The sequence below is a fragment of the Longimicrobium sp. genome (assembly GCF_036399935.1).
Taxonomy (GTDB): Bacteria; Gemmatimonadota; Gemmatimonadetes; order Longimicrobiales; family Longimicrobiaceae; genus Longimicrobium.
In genome coordinates this window covers 209,901-227,579 of sequence record NZ_DASWMD010000021.1, presented here as the reverse complement: position 1 = coordinate 227,579, position 17,679 = coordinate 209,901, and the positions used below count along the sequence as shown (strand labels likewise).

The 17,679-nt window shown below is 68.2% G+C and carries 18 protein-coding genes and 1 pseudogene; 8 read left to right on the top strand and 11 right to left on the bottom strand.

What is annotated here, in order from left to right; translation table 11 throughout:
- Nucleotides 1–75 precede the first annotated feature (75 nt).
- On the top strand, nucleotides 76–1,857 hold the full coding sequence (locus VGB24_RS07805; protein ID WP_331072378.1) for an ABC transporter ATP-binding protein: 1,782 nt from the start codon (nucleotides 76–78) through the stop codon (nucleotides 1,855–1,857).
- A 421-nt stretch (nucleotides 1,858–2,278) separates the two neighbouring features.
- Here the strand turns inward: VGB24_RS07805 and VGB24_RS25440 are convergent, their stop codons facing one another.
- From VGB24_RS25440 to VGB24_RS07765, 8 genes are all read right to left on the bottom strand, one after another.
- On the bottom strand, nucleotides 2,279–2,653 hold the full coding sequence (locus VGB24_RS25440) for a DUF1294 domain-containing protein (RefSeq protein ID WP_331072377.1): 375 nt from the start codon (nucleotides 2,651–2,653) through the stop codon (nucleotides 2,279–2,281).
- Between the two features lie 260 nt (nucleotides 2,654–2,913).
- Complete coding sequence (locus VGB24_RS07795) at nucleotides 2,914–3,150, bottom strand: hypothetical protein (RefSeq protein ID WP_331072376.1); 237 nt, start codon at nucleotides 3,148–3,150, stop codon at nucleotides 2,914–2,916.
- Nucleotides 3,151–3,491: 341 nt separating this feature from the next.
- Entirely contained in the window at nucleotides 3,492–3,794 is a 303-nt protein-coding gene (locus VGB24_RS07790) for a hypothetical protein (RefSeq protein WP_331072375.1), read from the bottom strand.
- A 103-nt stretch (nucleotides 3,795–3,897) separates the two neighbouring features.
- Nucleotides 3,898–4,089 carry a hypothetical protein gene (locus tag VGB24_RS07785; protein WP_331072374.1) on the bottom strand — a complete coding sequence of 64 codons (192 nt, stop codon included), beginning with the start codon at nucleotides 4,087–4,089 and terminating at the stop codon, nucleotides 3,898–3,900.
- 37 nt (nucleotides 4,090–4,126) lie between these two features.
- Nucleotides 4,127–4,444 (bottom strand): hypothetical protein, encoded by a 318-nt coding sequence (locus tag VGB24_RS07780; RefSeq protein ID WP_331072373.1) that lies wholly within the window; start codon nucleotides 4,442–4,444, stop codon nucleotides 4,127–4,129.
- A gap of 533 nt (nucleotides 4,445–4,977) precedes the next feature.
- Nucleotides 4,978–5,541 carry a 3'-5' exonuclease gene (locus VGB24_RS07775; protein WP_331072372.1) on the bottom strand — a complete coding sequence of 188 codons (564 nt, stop codon included), beginning with the start codon at nucleotides 5,539–5,541 and terminating at the stop codon, nucleotides 4,978–4,980.
- Between the two features lie 175 nt (nucleotides 5,542–5,716).
- Entirely contained in the window at nucleotides 5,717–6,460 is a 744-nt protein-coding gene (locus VGB24_RS07770; protein WP_331072371.1) for an endonuclease NucS domain-containing protein, read from the bottom strand.
- Nucleotides 6,461–6,788: 328 nt separating this feature from the next.
- Nucleotides 6,789–9,209, bottom strand: a complete 2,421-nt coding sequence (locus VGB24_RS07765; RefSeq protein WP_331072370.1) for a TonB-dependent receptor — start codon at nucleotides 9,207–9,209, stop codon at nucleotides 6,789–6,791.
- 261 nt (nucleotides 9,210–9,470) lie between these two features.
- On the opposite strand from VGB24_RS07765, the gene VGB24_RS07760 reads away from it, so the two are divergent.
- The 7 genes from VGB24_RS07760 to VGB24_RS07735 all read left to right on the top strand — a co-directional run bounded on the left by VGB24_RS07760 (nucleotide 9,471) and on the right by VGB24_RS07735 (nucleotide 14,107).
- Complete coding sequence (locus VGB24_RS07760) at nucleotides 9,471–9,794, top strand: hypothetical protein (RefSeq protein WP_331072369.1); 324 nt, start codon at nucleotides 9,471–9,473, stop codon at nucleotides 9,792–9,794.
- Complete coding sequence (gene pyrE / locus VGB24_RS07755; RefSeq protein WP_331072368.1) at nucleotides 9,791–10,345, top strand: orotate phosphoribosyltransferase; 555 nt, start codon at nucleotides 9,791–9,793, stop codon at nucleotides 10,343–10,345. Before VGB24_RS07760 ends, pyrE begins: the two co-directional genes overlap by 4 nt.
- 748 nt (nucleotides 10,346–11,093) lie before the next feature.
- Nucleotides 11,094–12,878, top strand: a complete 1,785-nt coding sequence (locus VGB24_RS07750; RefSeq protein WP_331072367.1) for a M1 family metallopeptidase — start codon at nucleotides 11,094–11,096, stop codon at nucleotides 12,876–12,878.
- A 1-nt stretch (nucleotide 12,879) separates the two neighbouring features.
- Nucleotides 12,880–13,305 (top strand): CrcB family protein, encoded by a 426-nt coding sequence (locus VGB24_RS07745; RefSeq protein ID WP_331072366.1) that lies wholly within the window; start codon nucleotides 12,880–12,882, stop codon nucleotides 13,303–13,305.
- 7 nt (nucleotides 13,306–13,312) lie between these two features.
- Nucleotides 13,313–13,549, top strand: coding sequence for an addiction module protein (locus tag VGB24_RS07740; protein WP_331072365.1), 237 nt, complete (start codon nucleotides 13,313–13,315; stop codon nucleotides 13,547–13,549).
- Nucleotides 13,546–13,839 carry a type II toxin-antitoxin system RelE/ParE family toxin gene (locus tag VGB24_RS25435; RefSeq protein ID WP_414676720.1) on the top strand — a complete coding sequence of 98 codons (294 nt, stop codon included), beginning with the start codon at nucleotides 13,546–13,548 and terminating at the stop codon, nucleotides 13,837–13,839. Before VGB24_RS07740 ends, VGB24_RS25435 begins: the two co-directional genes overlap by 4 nt.
- 28 nt (nucleotides 13,840–13,867) lie before the next feature.
- Complete coding sequence (locus tag VGB24_RS07735; RefSeq protein WP_331072364.1) at nucleotides 13,868–14,107, top strand: hypothetical protein; 240 nt, start codon at nucleotides 13,868–13,870, stop codon at nucleotides 14,105–14,107.
- A gap of 148 nt (nucleotides 14,108–14,255) precedes the next feature.
- On the opposite strand, the gene VGB24_RS07730 is transcribed toward VGB24_RS07735, so the two are convergent.
- The 3 genes and pseudogenes from VGB24_RS07730 to VGB24_RS07720 form a co-directional block, all read right to left on the bottom strand.
- Nucleotides 14,256–15,410, bottom strand: a complete 1,155-nt coding sequence (locus VGB24_RS07730; RefSeq protein ID WP_331072363.1) for an AI-2E family transporter — start codon at nucleotides 15,408–15,410, stop codon at nucleotides 14,256–14,258.
- A 513-nt stretch (nucleotides 15,411–15,923) separates the two neighbouring features.
- Nucleotides 15,924–16,196: pseudogene (locus tag VGB24_RS07725) on the bottom strand (HU family DNA-binding protein); the annotation flags it as partial.
- Between the two features lie 319 nt (nucleotides 16,197–16,515).
- The gene (locus VGB24_RS07720) at nucleotides 16,516–17,484 is read right to left on the bottom strand and encodes a M48 family metallopeptidase (protein WP_331072362.1); all 969 of its coding nucleotides are present in this window, start codon (nucleotides 17,482–17,484) and stop codon (nucleotides 16,516–16,518) included.
- Nucleotides 17,485–17,679 lie beyond the last annotated feature (195 nt).

Genomic DNA, 17,679 nt, shown 5'->3' with positions numbered 1-17,679 from the left:
GCGCGCGTTGCCCGCCCGCCTTGCCGCCGATACGTTCCGCCCCATGTCATCGGTCATTTTCCCCCGGGTTCGCGCGTGAGCGACGCCGCCCTGGAGCCCGACGCCCGGGCCTACGACGCGCGGCTCCTGCGCCGCATGATCGGCTACCTGCGCCCGTACAAGTGGCGCGTGGCGCTGGCCCTGCTGCTGCTGTTCGCCGGGGCGGCGCTGGAGCTGGCGGGGCCGTACCTGACCAAGGTGGCGCTGGACCGGGCCATCCCCGAGCGCGACGCCGCCCTGCTGACGCGGCTGGTGGCGTTCTACGTGGGTGCGCTGGTGCTGGCGTTCGCTACCGAGTACCTGCACACCCTGCTGACCACCTGGCTGGGGCAGCGGGTGATGTTCGACCTGCGCACGGAGGTGTTTGCGCACCTTCAGCGTCTGTCGCTGCGCTACTTCGACCGCAACCCGGTCGGGCGGCTGATGACGCGGGTGACCAACGACGTCGAGCAGCTGAACGAGGCGTTTTCGTCCGGCCTGGTCACGGTGTTCGGCGACGTGTTCACCGTGCTCTTCATCCTGGGGCTGATGCTTCAGCTGAACTGGCGGCTTGCGCTGGTGACCTTTACGGTGCTGCCGCTGGTGGCGGTGACCACGTTCGTCTTCCGCGGGCTGATCCGCACGGCCTACCGCGACATCCGGGTGCGGCTGGCGCGCATCAACGCCTTTACGCAGGAGCACGTGTCCGGCTTGCGCGTGGTGCAGCTCTTCGGGCGCGAGCGGCCGGTGATGGAGAACTTCAAGCAGGTGAACGCCGACCACCTGGAGGCGCACCTGCGCTCCATCACCTACTACGCCCTGTTCTTTCCCGTCATCGAGGTGCTGACGGCCGTGGCCCTGGCGCTGATCCTGTGGTACGGCGGCGGCGAAACCATCCAGGGCGCCATGACGGTGGGGGTGGTGGCCGCCTTCCTCCAGTACACGCGCCGCTTCTTCCGCCCCATCCAGGACCTGTCGGAAAAGTACAACATCCTGCAGGGCGCCATGGCGGCGTCGGAGCGCATCTTCGAGCTGCTGGACACCGAGCCCGAGGTGCGCGACGCGGCCGAGCCCCTTCGGCTGCCGGAGCCGGGGCGGGGTGAGATCGAGTTCCGCGACGTCTGGTTCCGCTACGATGACGACGGCGAGTGGGTTCTGCGCGGGGTCAGCTTCGTGGCGCGGCCGGGGGAGCGCGTGGCCATCGTGGGCGCCACCGGGGCGGGAAAGAGCACCATCATCTCGCTGCTGATGAGGTTCTACGAGCCCAGCCGCGGCGAGGTGCGGTTCGACGGGGTGCCCATCCACCGGGTGCCCGTGGCCGAGCTGCGCGGGCGCATTTCGCTGGTGCTCCAGGACGTGTTCCTGTTCAGCGAGGACGTGGCGTCCAACATTCGCCTGGGCAACGAGGGGATCAGCGACGAGGCGGTGCGCCAGGCGGCGGTGCGCGTGGGGGCCGACCGGTTCGTGCAGCGGCTGCCCGGCGGATACGCGCAGCCGCTGGGTGAGCGCGGGCTTTCGTTGAGCGTGGGCGAGCGGCGCCTGGTGTCGTTCGCCCGGGCGCTGGCGTTCGAGCCCCTGGTGCTGGTGCTGGACGAGGCCACCAGCTCGGTGGATTCGGAGCTGGAGGCGCAGATCGACGAGGCGCTGGCCGTGCTGATGCGCGGGCGCACCTCGCTGGTGATCGCGCATCGCCTGTCCACCGTCCAGAGCGCGGACCAGATCCTGGTGCTTCACCACGGCGAGCTTCGCGAGCGTGGCACGCACGGCGAGCTGCTGCGCCGCGGCGGGCTGTACGCGCGGCTCCACGAACTGCAGTTCGTGCGGTCCCAGGGCGGGTGAACCCGCGGTTCAGGGGTCCCGCGCCTCGGTGTCATCCCGAGGAAGCGGCCACGCGAACCCGGCCCGCGCTCCGCACTCCGCAGCGACCGAGGGATCCGCCACACACTCCCGGGTGCGCCCGGAATCCCGCCGGGCACCCCGTCCAGGAGCGGATCCAGGTGCGGGCCCAGGGGCGGGTGAACCCGCGGCTGGAAAAGCGGAAAGCCCCGACTCGGGCCGCTGTCGCGTCCCGCTCGGGGCTTCACCCGCACGCACGCCGTACCTGCCTAAGCGCGTGTCGTCATCCTGAGGCGCAGGGCAGGCGCACCGTGCCGTCGCGTCGCCAGACCTGCGCGCCGAAGGATCTAACCGCGGATGCGTACCAGCCAGCGCGCGGCAGCGGTCACCAACGCCGAGGCCACGGCGGGTGATGCGGCGGCAATCACAGGACCCGGCCGGCACGGAGTAGCCAGCCGAGCAGCGCGCAATTGATCGCCACAGTCGCCCAGAATACGAACTGGAACGTCGCTTTCCGCGTTTTGTGTCGCAAGCGATCTTGAGCGAGAAGTCCTCCGGGCCAGCCGCCGAGCAAATCGATCAGGTGGAGTGTCCGTTCTCTCGTGCGCATCCTGCCAGCTTGAGCCGCAGTCTTGTCATGGCGGTAAAACAAAAACGCAATACAGCTCAGTGCGCCGTAGCCAATCGCGACCGCCGGCGCGATCAGCTCTCCAGCCCATCCGGCGACTAGGGCGCTGAGAGCCACAGCGGCAGCCGCTGTGCGCCATCCGACCCGACCGGACTGCCTGTCCTTCGCCATCGAGAGAGTAGCCGGGTCGGTGAGGAGTATCCTAACGCCTAAACCTCCGTCGCATTCAGCTTCGCTCCAGAACATGAGCGGCACACCGACCGGCGCACAAGCCCGCGGCGGGCACCACCGCATGAGAAGCTGAATGTCGACTGCAGCGCTCGTTAGGCGACGCGGAGACGTAGCCCGTTTCAGCGGGCGACGTGCACGAGGCTTTGCGACCCGGCTCGCGACAGCCGCTCCTGAGTTAGCAGGTCAGCCAGGGCTTGCCGTCACTCACGCGCCCAGCGCACGTCCATGCCCTCACGCCCCGCGAGCGCCTCCCGGAGCAGACCCACCAACCCGGCATCGGCACCATCGCCCGCGAGCATGTCGATGGTCTCGGCCGTCAGGTAGTAGTCCTGGTCAGTCGCGGACTCCTCCTGGAGCGAGTCCACGAGGCGCTGGAACTGCACTTCGCTGATCTCGCCCAGCCGGGTTCCTCGCTCGGCGTCGTACAGCTGAATCATCTGGTACTCTCCAGGTCGAGTGAGTAGTGCGTCCGGCTGACTTGTTGTTCAGAAGACGGAATTCCGGCCAACACCCCGTCTGCTCGCGCATCGCCGAATCCCGCTCCTCCAGATAACGCGCCCCCACCCGTCCGTCAAGCGACAATACATCTCACACGCGCAAGCGAATTCTTTGCGGGCTGCAGCCGCCGTGGCGTTATCCGCAGTAGGCGTGTGAAGGAACCCATGATCTCGACCCCCGTCTCGCAATAAGCGGTTTGTACGGCACGCGCGCCGTGTCTGTCCACCCTCGTGGCCCCACCACGCTAGAACAGGTCCGCCGTCAACGTTGAACTGGGGATTCAGGCAAGACGGAGATGCCGCCGGACCAGCATGGTCAACTCCTCAACGCCTACGTCGGTCCATTCGCCCGCTGGTGTGTAGGGCAGCGGGTTCGCCTCACCGGATGGTAGCTCCAGTGACACATCGTATCGATTCTGCCGAGTGCCGAAAGTAGACAGATACACGAGCCGATCGGGGTCGTTCAATGACGCGATCCCCGTGGCGAAAAGGTCAGCCGACCAGTAGTCGCGGACTACGAAGGCCGCTGCCCCCAGCCGCAGGCGCAGCTCTTCGAGGGCCCGAAGTATCGATTCGTGCTTCACGGACAGCTCCGAAGATTCACGAAGGCAGCGCGATCCAGAAGGATGCCATGACGCCGGTCGAGCGTGAAGCGGATCGGGAACCGATCGTAGGACCGGGTGGGGCTCAGAACGACGCCTCGAATCCGATCGACGGCAGGAGCGGGAACATGCTGATGCCGGAGCGCGTGGGCGGGTTCTTGTCGTAGTTGTAGAAGTAGAACAGGACGTTGCGCTTGTTGTAGGCGTTCAGCACCTGCAGGTACGGCGTGAAGGTGCCCCAGCGGCGCGTGTAGGGGTGGGGTCCAGGGTGGTACACCGCGTCATCGTAGCACGCCAGGAACGCCACTTGGAGCTTACATGCCGATCACCGTCCGCGCGAAATCACCGTACAAGCCGAGCAGAATATCGCCGCGACCCGGTACACGCGTTATTAGCCCGAACATATCCATCTCAGTATCGTAGACGATCCGGTAGCCCGAATCGTCGGTACCCGTTTCGGCCGCGACCAGCCAGAACGTTTCGACGGTGTCGCTATCGAGGCTGATGCGCGCCGTGACCGGCCGAGGGGGGACGAGGTGAGCCTCGGCCCAGGCGCGGTAATGCCCGTTCAGCCCCCTGAGGCCAGCGGCGACTTCCTCCTCGATGCGGGCGAGGATGCGAGATTCGTCCACGTTGTCCCCCTCGTTAGAAGCTGGCCTCCATTCTCGTTGGCGGCAGGCACTCCGGGCCGGCGTTCGCTGCCGCGGTTGATTCGGTGGCGCAGGGCACTACAGTGGCATGATGAGCACGAGGGCTCCGGCAAGCGCCACAACGATCCCCCACCGGGCGCGACCACTCCAGCGGATGGGCTCACGGTGCCAGCTCAGGTACGCGAAGGCCAGAAGCGCGAGGAGCAGCAGAGTGATCCCCACCTGGAGCTGTACCCAGCCCGCGGGTTGAATGCGGGCGAGCCAACTGAGGGGGACGAGCATGAGTGCCGCGCACACAGCGTAGGAGCGGGCCAGGTGCCGAGGGTTTGCGGCCGGTCGGGTCAGATGCGTGTGGATGCTTTTGTTCATCTCGAAAATGTTTGGCCGGGGGATGGATGACTGCCGTCACCACGATGCATGTTCAGCGGCCCTAGCGTCCAACTCACATGCCGCTGGCCGCATCCGCTCTCGTGTCTGCACCGGGCTTGGGCGGCGAGCGGTCCGGTGCACGCCTGTCAGGAGGCTTGGCCCCTGTTCGCCTTCAACAACCGGCAAAGCACGCCAGCGATGTTCCACGCGTCGTCTGCGCCGCGGTGGTGGGTTCCTTCCATTTCGAGCCCCAACCGCGCATACGCCTCGTCCATGCCCAGCTCGCGTTCTGCGCCGGAGGCCACGGCGAATAGCGTCTTCACGTTCAGGTGGCTGATCCCAAAAGGATAGCCGATGCCCTTTTCCTTGCAGGCGCGCTCGAACTGGCGGCGATCATAGTCTCCCCAGCTGGCCCACAGCCGGTCCTGTGAAAAGAGCTCCTTCTTGAGAATGCGTGTCGCATCGGCCAGGGAGCCTGCGTCCTTCAGGTGAGCAGCGGTCAAGGTCGTGAGCCGGGTGCAGAACTCGCTGACCTCAGACTTCACCGGCTTGATGAGGATGCTCCGCTTCTCAACCCGCTCCAGCGAGGCGACATCGACAGTGCAGACGCCGATCTCGATGATCTCGCTGACTTGGCCGGGAGGAGGAGTCCCCTCCCAGCAGGTGGACTCGAGATCGACCACCAGGATCTGATCCAGACGCTTCGCCATCGTCTTCGTCGCCTCACGACACAAGGGTCAGGGTGCGGGGCCGACGCTGAAGAGTCTCGCCTCGCCCGAAAGCATGCAAGGCCCCGCATCCCCTGCAGCCGATCGTTAGGCGGCTCACGGAGACGCGGCGCTGCACAAACTACCCACTGTCGCAGCAACGTCCAGAAAATCTCCGCTACGGGTCTAATGTAACCTTGCGCAAGGTAACAGAAAGCTCATACTCGAACAGTGATACGTTCGGCACGTACGAGCAGGCAAGCCGAAGGTCTTCAGAAATCTCTCGCGCGGCTATCATTCCCCGAACCTGCTGATCGGGTTCGGCCTGATGCTTCTGAATCCACGCCATGTAACGGAGGAGTTGGCCCACCACGCGATCATAGCCTTTGGAGACCTTTAGCTCGATCACGACGAGATTTCGGTTGGAATCAAGTGCAAGTATGTCGATGAACCGACCGCCGGCCGGAAACTCAATTCCGGCGATGCCTTCATCCTGATAAAGTTGCAGGCCGGGTTCAAGCAAGCTCAAGTTCCTGGCCAGGAAATCACGCAAGTCACTTTCATACGCAAATTCGTTGGCCAGTTCTTCCGAAACCGACTCGCGAACAACCGGCGTTGTGATCACATCCGACCTGGCGTGAATCGGAGCAGGGTCGTTTGACGGATCGTACAGGCGGAAGCTCCCGCCGTCGACCTGAAACAGCAGGTCTTCATCCACCTTGACGCTGTAGTGAAGCCGGCTGGCAGCGTTGGTCGAGAAGCGAATCAAGTGCGCTGAAATAGTACCCTCTTTGATCTTGGGGTACTTCGCGGCAAACCACGCCAGCGCGTCGTCCTTGGTGAACACGTGGCCCAGAGCGGGAGCAAGCTCCTGCGCCATGTCGCGGATCAGAATTCGGACCGGCTTGTCGTAGATTGGCATAACCGTGTTAAATGAGAGTGACGCTAACGCCCCAAGGGCCAGGGGTGCGGGGCCGCCGCGCAAGACTTTCATCCCAGTCGAAAGCGTGCACTGCCCCGCATCCCCTGCAGCCGATTGTTAGGTCGCTCCGCGGACGCGGGAACTGACTCTATTGCTTGATGCACGTCACGGAGAGAGAGCACCTGCGGCTACCGCGATGCTTTCCAAGCGCCCTAACTTGTTGTTGAGTGGGCGAAATTCCGCCCAATACCCCGTCCGCTCGCGCATCGCCCGAATCCCGCTCCTCCAAATCATGCGCACCCACCCACCCGTCAAACGACGGTACATATCAGAAGCTCGCTTCGAAGCCGATGGACGGCAGGAAGGGGAACATGCTGATGCCGGAGCGCGTGGGCGGGCTCTTGTCGTAGTTGTAGAAGTAGAACAGCACGTTCCGCTTGTTGTAGGCGTTCAGCACCTGCACGTACGGCGTGAAGCTGCCCCAGCGGCGGGTGTAGGGGCGGCGCACGGTGACGTCCAGGCGGTGGTACGCGGGGTAGCGCTCGCGGTTGCGGTCCGCCAGCACCACATAGTAGTTCGGATCCTCGTCGTCCCCGGTCCGCGGGTAGGGAAAGCGGTATCCGCCCTCCGCGATGTCTGTCTCGAACCCCAGCACCTGCGCCACGGGACGCGTAAACGGCGTTCCCGATCCGTAGTTCCAGCGCAGCCCCGCGTCTATTCCGCCCGGCAGCTCGTACTGCATCACCACGTCGACGTCCACGCGCCGGTCGAAGATGGGCGCGAAGGTCACCGTCTGCGGCACGCCTTCGATGCCGACTGCCGCCGGATCGGGAAAGGTGCGAGACGCCTTCAGCAGGCTCACCGTCGTCCAGCCGGTCAGGCGGCCGGTGCTGCGGCGCACCAGCACGTCCATCCCGTAGCTGTTTCCATCGCCCAGCAGCAGGTCGTCGCCCGGATGGTTGGGGTCGTCGGCCGGGTTGAGGTCCGTCACGCCGCCGTAGTGCCGGTAGTAGCCCTCCACCGAGGCGTACCACCGCTCGCCCCAATACTTTTCGAGCCCCAGCTGCACCTGGTCCGACACGACGGGCGGCACGTTGGCGTCGGCCAGCACCCAGGTGTCGTTGCTCAGCGGAAGCTGCTCGTCGCGCAGGGAGTGGAGGAACTGCACGTAGCGCCCGGCCGCCACCTTCAGCGCCGCGCTGCGGTCCGCCCCCAGGAAGCGCTTGACGGCCAGCCGAGGCGAGGGAATCACGCACGAGCGGTTGGGGCGGACCACCACGTCCTCCGGGTCATCCGGAAACGGGTCGGCGGGCGGACCCGACGAGCAGGCGCCGGCGTTGCTCCGCCCGAAATCCAGCCGCAGCCCCGGCTCCACGATCCACGCGGGCGAGGGCTGCCAGCGAGCCTGCCCGTACGCAGCGGCGAACAGCCCGGAGCGCGACCCGTCGACGAACACCGTGCCTCCCGCCTCGGCGCGGTTGTCGTAGCGCATGCGGTTCAGCTCGCCGCCCGTCTGCACCGTCAGCCGCGGGCTGACCTGGCCCGTGAAGTCGCTGCGCAACGCGGTTTCCTGCACGCTGCTGCCGAAGCGCGCGTCGGAAAAATCGGGAAAGCGCAGGAGCTCGGCGTAGCGCGAAAAGCCCAGCCGCGTCTCCGCCACCCAGCGGCTGCCCACGGGCTGGGTCCAGCGCACCCCCGCCACGTCGTTCCCCCAGTTCCAGGTTACGCGCAGCACGCTGCCGGCGTCCTCCTCCCCCGGCGGATCGAAGTCCGACAGGTCCAGCACGTCCTCACCGAAGTAGCCCGTCAGCTGCACCCGCCCGCCGCCGCCCGTCTCCACCGTGGCGCCGGCCTGAAGGTCCGTCAGGTGATAGGGAAAGTCGGTGATGGGCCGCAGCAGCGCGTCGAAGTACGAGCGCCGCGCCGAGACGAACCAGCTTGCGTTCTCGCCGCCCAGCGACCGGGCGACGCGTTTCGGCAGGCTGGAATGGACGGCCACGCGCGACGACACCAGCGACACGCCCGTCTCCACCGCCAGCGGCCCGTCGCCCGGCTCGGTTTCCACCGTCAGCACCGACGACACGCGCCCGCCGTACTGCGCGCCGAAGCCGCCGGACAGCAGCTCGGCGCGGGCGATGACGTCGGAGTTGAAGACGCTGAACAGCCCGCCCAGGTGAAAGGGGTTGAAGATGGTGAAGCCGTCCAGCAGGATCAGGTTCTGGTCCGACGAGCCGCCGCGCACGTTGAAGGCGCTGGAAAAGTCGGAGGTGCTCACGACGCCGGGAAGCACCTCCACGGCCCGCAGCACGTCGGCCTCGCCCAGGCCGGGGAGCATCTTGATCTCGTTGCCGGTGATGACCCGCGCGGTGATGCCGGCCTCCGTCTCGAAGCGCACCCGCTCGCGCTGCGTTCCGCGCGGGCTGACCACCTCCACCCCTTCCAGCACGTAGGGCCGCTCGCCCAGCCGAAGCTGCACGGTGTGCCGCGCGCCGGCGCCCAGCGACACGGCCTGCCGCACGTCGCCGAACCCCACGCGCGAGGCGCGCAGCGTCCAGCGGCCGGGGCGCAGTCCGTCGATGCGGAACGCGCCGTCCTCGCCGCTCGTCGTGCGGCGGGCGGTACCCGACTCCGGCGTCGCCTCGACCGCCGCGCCCGCGACGCCCTCGCCCTCCGGCCCGATCACCCGCCCCGCGATGGACGCCGGCTCCTGCGCCGCGGCGGGAGCGGTCCACGCCGCGAGCGCGATCATGGCAAACCAGCAGATCCGCCGCACGAGGCGGTGGATCGGTGCATCCGATGTCGGCATTGATCCCCTGCGAAACCGCGTCCGTACGATGGCTACCTTGGAAAGAGACGCCGCCCGGCACGGCGGCGCAACCGGCTCTACGCCGGCCGGGCGCGAAAGGTCCGTACAAGGTGCGGCTACTTGACGCGCGGCACGGCGGGGGGGAGTTTGACCGGCCCGGGGCGAGCACGCCCGGTCATCCTGAACCGACCGACAGAGGACACGATGGAGTTGACCCGCCGGCGGCTGGTGAGCATTCGCCGCTACGTGCCGATGGACAGCATCCGCGACTACGCGGAGCTGTGGATTGCCCTGCACGCCGCCGCCACGTCCAAGGGCGCGCACGCCTGGCACTTCGCCTCGGCCGACCAGCCGAACGTCTACGTGGAGTTCCTGGAGTTCGGCGGAGACAGCGACATCCGCAGCGATACCGAGACGCTGGCCGCCATCAAGGCGCTGCACGAGCGCTTCGGCGAGCCGTATCCCACGCCGCTGACGCTGGAGGAGTGGGTGGAGCTTCCCCCGCCTCCGCCCATCACCCCCGCATGAGCGACCGCGCGCGGCTGCTGGCGCTGCTGCTAGAGCGCTCGTTCCGCACGGGCGACTTCGTGCTGGCTTCGGGCGCGCGCAGCAGCTACTACATCGACTGCCGTACCAGCACCACCCACGCCGAGGGCCAGGCGCTGGTGGGCCGGCTGGGGCTGGCGCTGCTCGCCGAAGCGGGGCTGCGTCCGTCCTCCGTGGGCGGGCTGACGATGGGTGCGGACCCGGTGTCGTACGCCATCGCGCACGCGTCGTGGCTGGCGGGGGAGCCGGTACACTCCTTTTCCGTGCGCAAGCAGCCCAAGGAGCACGGCACGGGCAAGCGGGTGGAGGGGTGCTTTGCGCCGGGGGACCGCGTGGTCGTGGTGGAGGACGTGATCACCAGCGGAAAGAGCGCCCTGCAGGCCTGCGACGCGGTGGAGGCGGAGGGCGGAACCGTGCTGGGGGTGCTGGCGCTGGTGGATCGCGAAGCGGGGGGGCGTGAGGCCGTCGAGGCGCGCGGCTACCCCGTGCACGTGCTCTTTCGCGTGGGCGAGCTGCTGGAGGCGGCGGGGTAGGGGGCGCGGCGGAGAGGGGTCGGGTGCGTCTCGATTGATCCCGGCGCATGCCCCTGGTGGCCCCCCATCCCCAACCCTTCCCCCGCAAACTGCGCGGGGGAAGGGAGCCAGCGCCGTGCGCTTCGGCTGGGGTGGTGCTCGGGCTGACGGCGGAGGCGGGATGCGGTGCGTTTCGACTGATCCCGGCGCATGCCCCTGGCAGCCCTCTCTCCCCGGCCCTCTCCCCCGCAAGCGGGGGAAAGGGAGAATTCGATCGCGCTTAGGTACGTTCGGCGCGCGTGCAGGTGAAGCCCCGAGCGGGACGCGACAGCGGCCCGAGTCGGGGCTTTCCGCTGTTCCAGCCGCGGGTTCACCCGCCCCTGGAACCCGCGCCGGGCCACCGCCCCTGGCTGTTCGGCCGCGCTGGTGCTTCGGATGACGGCGGAACACGGATCGGGTGCGTCTCGATCGATCCCGGCGCATGCCGCGGGTGGCCCCTCCCCCGGCCCCTCCCCGCACGCTACGCATGCGGAGAGGGGAGAATTTCGGGATGCGCCTGGCTGGCCAGGCGCACTCTACCATCCCGCGCAGTCCGCGAAGGCGGACTTCGGGCCGTTGTTGCCGCGAATTCATTCGCCCCAGCAGAGCCGAGGCCTCTGCTCCCGTGACGCTGCCGCGCCGGGGCTGGGCTCGCGGCCGTTGCCGTCCCCGCACGGGTCCTGCATGTTGGCCGCAGCCCTTCCCCGACCCACGACACCAGGACACGCGGATGATCAGGATCGTTCCGGCACTCGCTCTTCTGCTCCTGTCCGCCCCCGTGGCGGCCCAGGAGCGCGCGTACTTCCAGCAGGGCGTCGACTACCGCATCGAGGCGGCGCTGGACGAGGACAGCGACGTGCTGCACGGCCGGGCGCGGCTGCGCTACACCAACCGCTCCCGCTCCACGCTCGACACGCTGTTCATCCACCAGCACCTGAACGCCTTTCGCCCCAACAGCGCCTGGGCCCGGCGCGAGCTGGAGTATGGCGAGCGGCGCTTCACCAACCTGGGTCCCCAGGAGCACGCGTTCGAGCGGTTCACCTCGGTGACGGTGGACGGCGCCGCCGTGCGCCCCGCATACCCCGGGGCCCCGGACTCCACCGTGGCCGCCCTCGCGCTGCCCCGCCCGCTGGCTCCCGGCGCCTCGGTGACCGTGGTGATGGACTGGGACGCCCGCCTCAGCACCCTTCCGCGGCGGCAGGGCAGGCGGGGGCGCCACTTCGACTTCGCCCAGTGGTACCCGCGCATCGCCGTGTACGACCGCACGGGGTGGGCGTACCAGGCGCTGCTGCCGCAGGGCGAGTTCTACGGCGAGTTCGGCCGCTACGACGTGACGCTGGACGTGGCCGCCGACCAGGTGATCGGCTCCACGGGCATCGCCGTGGAGGGGAACCCGGGCTACCAGAACGCCACCCTGGGCCTTTCCGTGCGCCCCGGCCCGGCAGACGGGCTGGGGCTGCTGGCGGGCGAGCCCGCGGCGGGTCGCAAGCGCGTGCGCTTCGTGGCGGACAGCGTGCACCACTTCGGCTGGAGCGCCGACCCGGCGTACATACACGAGTTCGTGGAGCGCACGGTGCTCGACGAGGCGCGGGGGATGCATGGCGTGGCGGGAATCCACGTGCTGTACCTGCCCGGCGACACCGCGTGGGACGAGAACGCGGCCACCCGCCGCACCTACGACGCGCTCACCTGGCTGGAGGGGGTGTTCGGCCCGTACCCCTGGCCGCAGCTCACCAACCTCCATCGGCTGGAGAGCGGCGGCACCGAGTTTCCCATGCTGGTCATGAACGGCTCGGCCAGCGAGGGGCTGATCGTGCACGAGGTGACGCACCAGTACCTGCACGGCATCCTGGCCAACAACGAGTGGCGCGAGGGATGGATGGACGAGGGTTTCACCTCGTTCATGGTCAACTGGCGCCGCGAGCTGCAGGGCGACACTGCCGTCTGGCGCGGAACGATGGCGGGGCTGGAGCGGCTGGAACGGACGGATTCCATCGAGGCCATCGGCCTGCCGGGCGCGGCGTTCTCGTCGCCCCGCATCTACAGCGCGATGACGTATACCCGCGCCTCGGCCGTCTTCCGCATGCTGCGCGAGCTGGTGGGGGAGCAGACGTTCCGCCAGATCCTGCGCACCTTCTACGCGCGCCACCGGCTTCAGCACGTGACGGGCGAAGACTTCCAGCGCGTGGCCGAAGAGGTGAGCCGGCGCGACCTGGACTGGTTCTTCGGGCAGTGGATCACACGGACGGACCGGCTGGACTACGGCATCGCCCGGGCGAGCAGCGCGCCCACGGGCGACGGGCGCTGGCGCACGCGGGTGGAGGTGCTGCGGATGGGGCAGGCGTGGATGCCCGTGGTGCTGCGCGTGGGCGACGCCACGCGCACGCTGGATTCGCGCGCCCGGCGGCAGACGGTGGAGGTCGTTACCCGCGCCCGTCCGGCCGAGGCCGTGCTTGACCCCGCGTGGGTGCTGCTGGACATGGAGCGCGCCAACAACCGCGCGGAGCTTCGCTGACGTGAACTGGCTGCTGGTGGCGCTCGGCGGGGCCGCGGGCGCCGTCGCCCGCTACGGCGCCGGCCGGTGGGTGGGCGTGCCCGCCGGGGCCGGGTTCCCGTGGGCGACGTTCGGGGTGAACGTGGCCGGCTCGCTGCTGCTGGGCATCGTGGTGGCCCTCGTTCCGCCGGACGATCCGCGGCGCGCGCTGCTGGCCGTGGGCTTCTGCGGCGGGCTTACCACGTTCAGCACCTTTGGATACGAGACGATGGTGCTGTGGCAGCACCGCGTACGCCGTGGCGGCGGCCTACGTGGGCCTCAGTCTGCTGTCCGGTTTGCTCGGTGTCGTGCTTGGAATGTGGGGCGCTACAAGGCTGGCGCCATGAGCGCGCATGTATTTTTTACTGGCTTCCGCGCCGCTCTCACTGTATCTTTTCGGAGAGGATGATGGATCCATGAGCAAGAGGAAGAAGATGCTCACCGCCGAAGAGATCAAGGCTGCCGCGCTGGAACTCCCAGAGCACGAGTTGGATGACCTTATCGAGGACCTGGCGTCCATGCGCCCCGTGGAGTCGATCGCGGGGAAAGCGTGGATCGACGAAGCCGAACGGCGCATCGAGCTCTATCGCGCAGGAAAAGTGACCACGTACGACGCGGAAGACGTACTGGCTGATCCGGATGAAGCCACGTGAAGCTTCGGTTCACGGGTGACGCCAAGGCCGAGATCCACGAAGCGCGCGGATTTTACGCCGGAACCCCGGCGAGGGCGGGGTTCAATGCTGAACTTCGCCGTGCCGCGGCTCTGTTACGTGAGCGCCCGCTGGCTGGAAAACCCACAGGCAGGGTAGCGCGAGAATTCGTCCTGCCCGGACCGTACAGTCTCATCTACCACATCGATCACGACACGGTCGTGGTTTCTGCCGTGGCCCACCATCGCAGAGATCCAACATATTGGCACGGGCAATACGGTCAGGAACCCTGAGTGTCAACCTCCGCCTGGGGAAGAAGCCATGCTCACCGCCGAAGAGATCGAGGCCGCCGCGCTGGAACTGCCCGATAACGAGTTCGCGTCCCTGGTCGACCGGCTTGTGCAACTGGCTGCAGTCCGCAGCATCAGCCCCGCTGTGCTCGATTCCGCCGAGCGCCGCCTGGATGGCATTTACGTCGGCCGTGCGCCCACCATCGCATTTGAAGATCTGCTCGCGGAACTGGAAGCACCTCCGGGGCCTCGTCCGGGAGAACCCCGATGATCGGGAAGCCGTTTCCCCGTGTGGCTCGGCTGTTCGCCCTCACACCCGGTTTCCACATAGCATCGTTTACCAGCTGCTGCCGGAGTCGATTCCGGTCGCCGCCGTGACCCACCGACGGCCAGGATGACGTGGGCCGGGCTCATCCTGGTTACGAGGAGCGCGGCCGGTCCTCGCCGGGAGGTGACGCGACTGGCGGGTCGAGCACCGTAGAGGCGGGATCGGCCAGGGCTTCGCTCCGCTCCTGCGCCGCCAGCGCCTCGCGGCGGTCCCACTGGCTTCGCGCCTCCTGCGGCTCCACGTACAAAATGCGCACGGCCACCACGATCACGGCCAGCAGCGGCGTCGCCACGAACAGCGCCATCAGCCCGAACCCCAGCGCCAGCATCAGCTGCCACACCAACAGCACGGCGGGAGGAATGTTCACCGCCCGCTGCTCCACCAGCGGAACCGTGATGGCGTTCTGCACCTGCTGGAGCAGGAAGTAGAAGAGCGCCACGTACGCCGCCGTGATGGGCGAGATGGTAAACGCCACCATCATGGCCGGCGCCGCCGCGATCGTCGGGCCGAAGTTGGGGATGAACTCCATCAGCGCGGCGAACGCGGCCAGGGCCAGGGCGCCGGGAATCTTGAACAGCGTAAGCCCCACGTACGTCACCACGCCGATCAGCAGCATCGTGAGCGCCTTGCCGATCACCCACGAACGCAGGCTGCGCCCCGCCTCGTCGTAGATGCGCGTCCACTGCGGCCGCGCCTCGGGCGAGATCAGCCCCAGCAGCAGCGAGCGGTACAGGTGGGGCTGCGCGGCGAAGAAGCTGGCCAGCACGATGATGGCGAACGAGCCCAGCACCGTGGTGATCATGTTGAAGGCCAGCGGAACGAAGCGCCCCACGAAGTCCGTGAACTGGCGGGTGACGTTCCGCGCGAACTCCGAGTTGGGCCCCTGGCCCGTCTCTTCGCCCAGCCATGCCTGCGCACTCTCCACCGTGGCGGGCAGCTGAACGGCCAGCACGCGCATCTGACTGACCACCTGCGGGATCATGGCCCACAGCAGCCCCACCATGCTGCCGACGAACAGGATCACCATCAGCACCAGGCCGATGCGGAAGGGCAGCCCGTGCTTGGCCAGCCACCGCGCGGGCTGGTGGATGACGATGGCGATCAGGATGGCCAGCAGCACGACGAACACCGCGCCGTGCACCATCCAGAAGAAGCGCCAGAGGAAGAGGAACAGCATTCCCATGACGAAGATCCGCGCGACGTCGGCGGACCTCCAGACTACGCGGCGAACCTGGGCTTCTGACATTCAGACGGCGGCGCGGTGCGGTTGACTGGCCTGCTCGGGAAACGGACTTCGCCGGGTGGATGCACGATTCGGGCGTGAACGCCGGAGCCGCCCCCCGGAACGGCGCGAGGCCGCGCCCCCGGTGGGACGCGGCCTCGCCTGCGCGGGGCGGTTGGGTCAGCTGCCGCCGCCGCCGCCACGCCCGCCGCGGCTGCCCCCGCCGCTGCCGCCCCCGCGGGACGTCTTGGCCGCGCCGCCGCTCGATCCGCCCTTGGCACCGCCACCCGTGGTGCCCCCGGTGCTGCCACCCGTGGACCCTCCGGTGCTTCCGCCCGTCGTGCCGCCCGAGGCGCCGCCGCTGCGCGTGCCGGTGCCGCCCGACGTGCTGGCCGAAGCCGTGCCGCCGGTGCTCTTGCCGCGCCCCTTGGTGCCGCCGCTCGCCGCCACGGCACCCGCCACCGCCGCACCCGCGGCCGCGCCCACCGCCGCGCCGGCCGCGGCACCCGCCGCGCGCCGCCGGCCCGAGGGCGTGCCCTCACGGAAGTTCTTGCCGGCCGTGAACGAGATGGTGCTGCGCTCGGGGATCTGGATTTCCGCGCCGGTGCGCGGGTTGCGGCCCGTGCGGGCGGCGCGCGTCTTCTTGCTGAACTTGCCGAATCCGGGAATCGAAACCTCACCCAGCGAGTGCACCGCGCCCGAGATGGCACCCTCGGCCGTGTCGAAGATGGCGTCTACCGCCCGCTGCGCCGCCGCCTTGCTCAACTGGGCCTTGTCCGCGACCTGATCGATGAACTGCGACTTGTTCATTGGGCCTCTCCACGAGTGGCTGTTGAGATAAGGCGCGGCCGCTCGGCCGCCCCGCGCACCCCTGATGCAAACCCGGTTCCACTTCCGGCGGCGCCATTGCTGGGCTTAAGGCCCATCGGGCTGCAAAGTGCACGGGCCGCCGCGGCGGACGAGGCGCAAGGAATCCTCGTCCGCTGGCGCCATCTTCTTGTCGCGGGAGAGGTTAGGGCAGGGATCCCCCTGTCGCGCGAGAGTCCTCCCGCGCCCAAAAACCCTGAAATTACGCCGCCGCAAGGAAACGTGCGGGAGTGCGCATCGTGGCGTCTGGAGGCGCCCGGTGCTACCGCGGGCCGCTGAACCCCTGCCGGAACGAGTCCACCACGCGGCGGGCGGCCTGCTGGGCGTTGGAAAAGGTTTCGCGCGCGCTGTCGCGATAGCTGGCGGCGGCGGCGGACAGGTCCTGCGCGTACGCGGGCTCGGGCTCGCCGCGGCGCTTGTAGTCGCCCGCCAGGATGCGCTCGTAGGCGCCGCTCTCGAACCAGGTACGCATTTCGGCCACGCGGATCACCGGGGCCGGGTGGGTGAGCGCCAGCACGTTGAGCACCTTGAACACCTGGTCGGCCAGGTCGCCGGTCTCGCGGTACTCCTCGGCCTGGGCCAGGAAGTCGGCCAGGTTGGTGTCGCCGGAGTCGCCGCCCGCGAACTTCAGCATGGTGCGCATGGCGGGCTGCGGATCCTGCACCGCCAGGATCCCCGCGCGGTCGCAGCTGAGCTCGGCCTTGCGGTGCCACTCCATCAGCGCGGCCAGCACGGCGCGGGCGGCCAGCCCCACGATGGGAAAGCCCATCGTCGCCAGCTGGTACAGCACCGTCATCATCGTCAGGTACAGCGTGTGGCCGCTCATCACGTGGCCGATCTCGTGCCCCAGGATGAACCGCAGCTCGTCGTCGTCCAGCGCGTCGACCGTGGCTGAGGTGATGACGATGAACGGCTTCTGCATGCCGTACGCAAAGGCGTTGAACGTTACGTCCTGGCGCACGTATAGCGGACAGGGCGGCGCGTCGAGGGCGCGGCAGGCTTCGCCGTACAGCCGGTGCACCCGGCCGAACTGGGTGGGGCTCACGCGCACCGACGCGGAAAGAAAGGCCAGCCGCAGCGGCTTTTCGCCGAAAAAGCCGAACACCGCCCGCAGCACCTCGTCGAAGACGGGGATCTTGCGGAGCGCGTTCAGCGCGGCGCGGTCGGCCGGGTGCTCCCAGCTGCGCGGGTCGATGCCGGTGAGGATGCGGGTCTGGCGCGCCTCGGTCATGCGGGGCTCACGGATGCGGATGCGGCGAAACGGCGCGCCGGGGGGCGCGGGGATGGAAGCTGCGTACGGAAGGCGGGGCCGCGGGTTTCAGCAGGGAACCAATGGGCGGACGCACGGGGTATGCAGTACGTGTGCTTTCGCGCCACTATCGCGTTGGAGGGGAAACGTTTAGATTTTCCCCATCCTGCATCACGA

Bases quoted from the DNA above. Each gene is read 5' to 3' on its own strand.
- VGB24_RS25440 (WP_331072377.1), bottom strand. From the start codon at position 2,653: ATGGCGAAGGACAGGCAGTCCGGTCGGGTCGGATGGCGCACAGCGGCT.
- VGB24_RS07795 (WP_331072376.1), bottom strand. From the start codon at position 3,150: ATGATTCAGCTGTACGACGCCGAGCGAGGAACCCGGCTGGGCGAGATC.
- VGB24_RS07775 (WP_331072372.1), bottom strand. From the start codon at position 5,541: ATGGCGAAGCGTCTGGATCAGATCCTGGTGGTCGATCTCGAGTCCACC.
- VGB24_RS07770 (WP_331072371.1), bottom strand. From the start codon at position 6,460: ATGCCAATCTACGACAAGCCGGTCCGAATTCTGATCCGCGACATGGCG.
- VGB24_RS07765 (WP_331072370.1), bottom strand. From the start codon at position 9,209: ATGATCGCGCTCGCGGCGTGGACCGCTCCCGCCGCGGCGCAGGAGCCG.
- VGB24_RS07760 (WP_331072369.1), top strand. From the start codon at position 9,471: ATGGAGTTGACCCGCCGGCGGCTGGTGAGCATTCGCCGCTACGTGCCG.
- pyrE (WP_331072368.1), top strand. From the start codon at position 9,791: ATGAGCGACCGCGCGCGGCTGCTGGCGCTGCTGCTAGAGCGCTCGTTC.
- VGB24_RS07750 (WP_331072367.1), top strand. From the start codon at position 11,094: ATGATCAGGATCGTTCCGGCACTCGCTCTTCTGCTCCTGTCCGCCCCC.
- VGB24_RS07740 (WP_331072365.1), top strand. From the start codon at position 13,313: ATGAGCAAGAGGAAGAAGATGCTCACCGCCGAAGAGATCAAGGCTGCC.
- VGB24_RS07735 (WP_331072364.1), top strand. From the start codon at position 13,868: ATGCTCACCGCCGAAGAGATCGAGGCCGCCGCGCTGGAACTGCCCGAT.
- VGB24_RS07730 (WP_331072363.1), bottom strand. From the start codon at position 15,410: ATGTCAGAAGCCCAGGTTCGCCGCGTAGTCTGGAGGTCCGCCGACGTC.
- VGB24_RS07720 (WP_331072362.1), bottom strand. From the start codon at position 17,484: ATGACCGAGGCGCGCCAGACCCGCATCCTCACCGGCATCGACCCGCGC.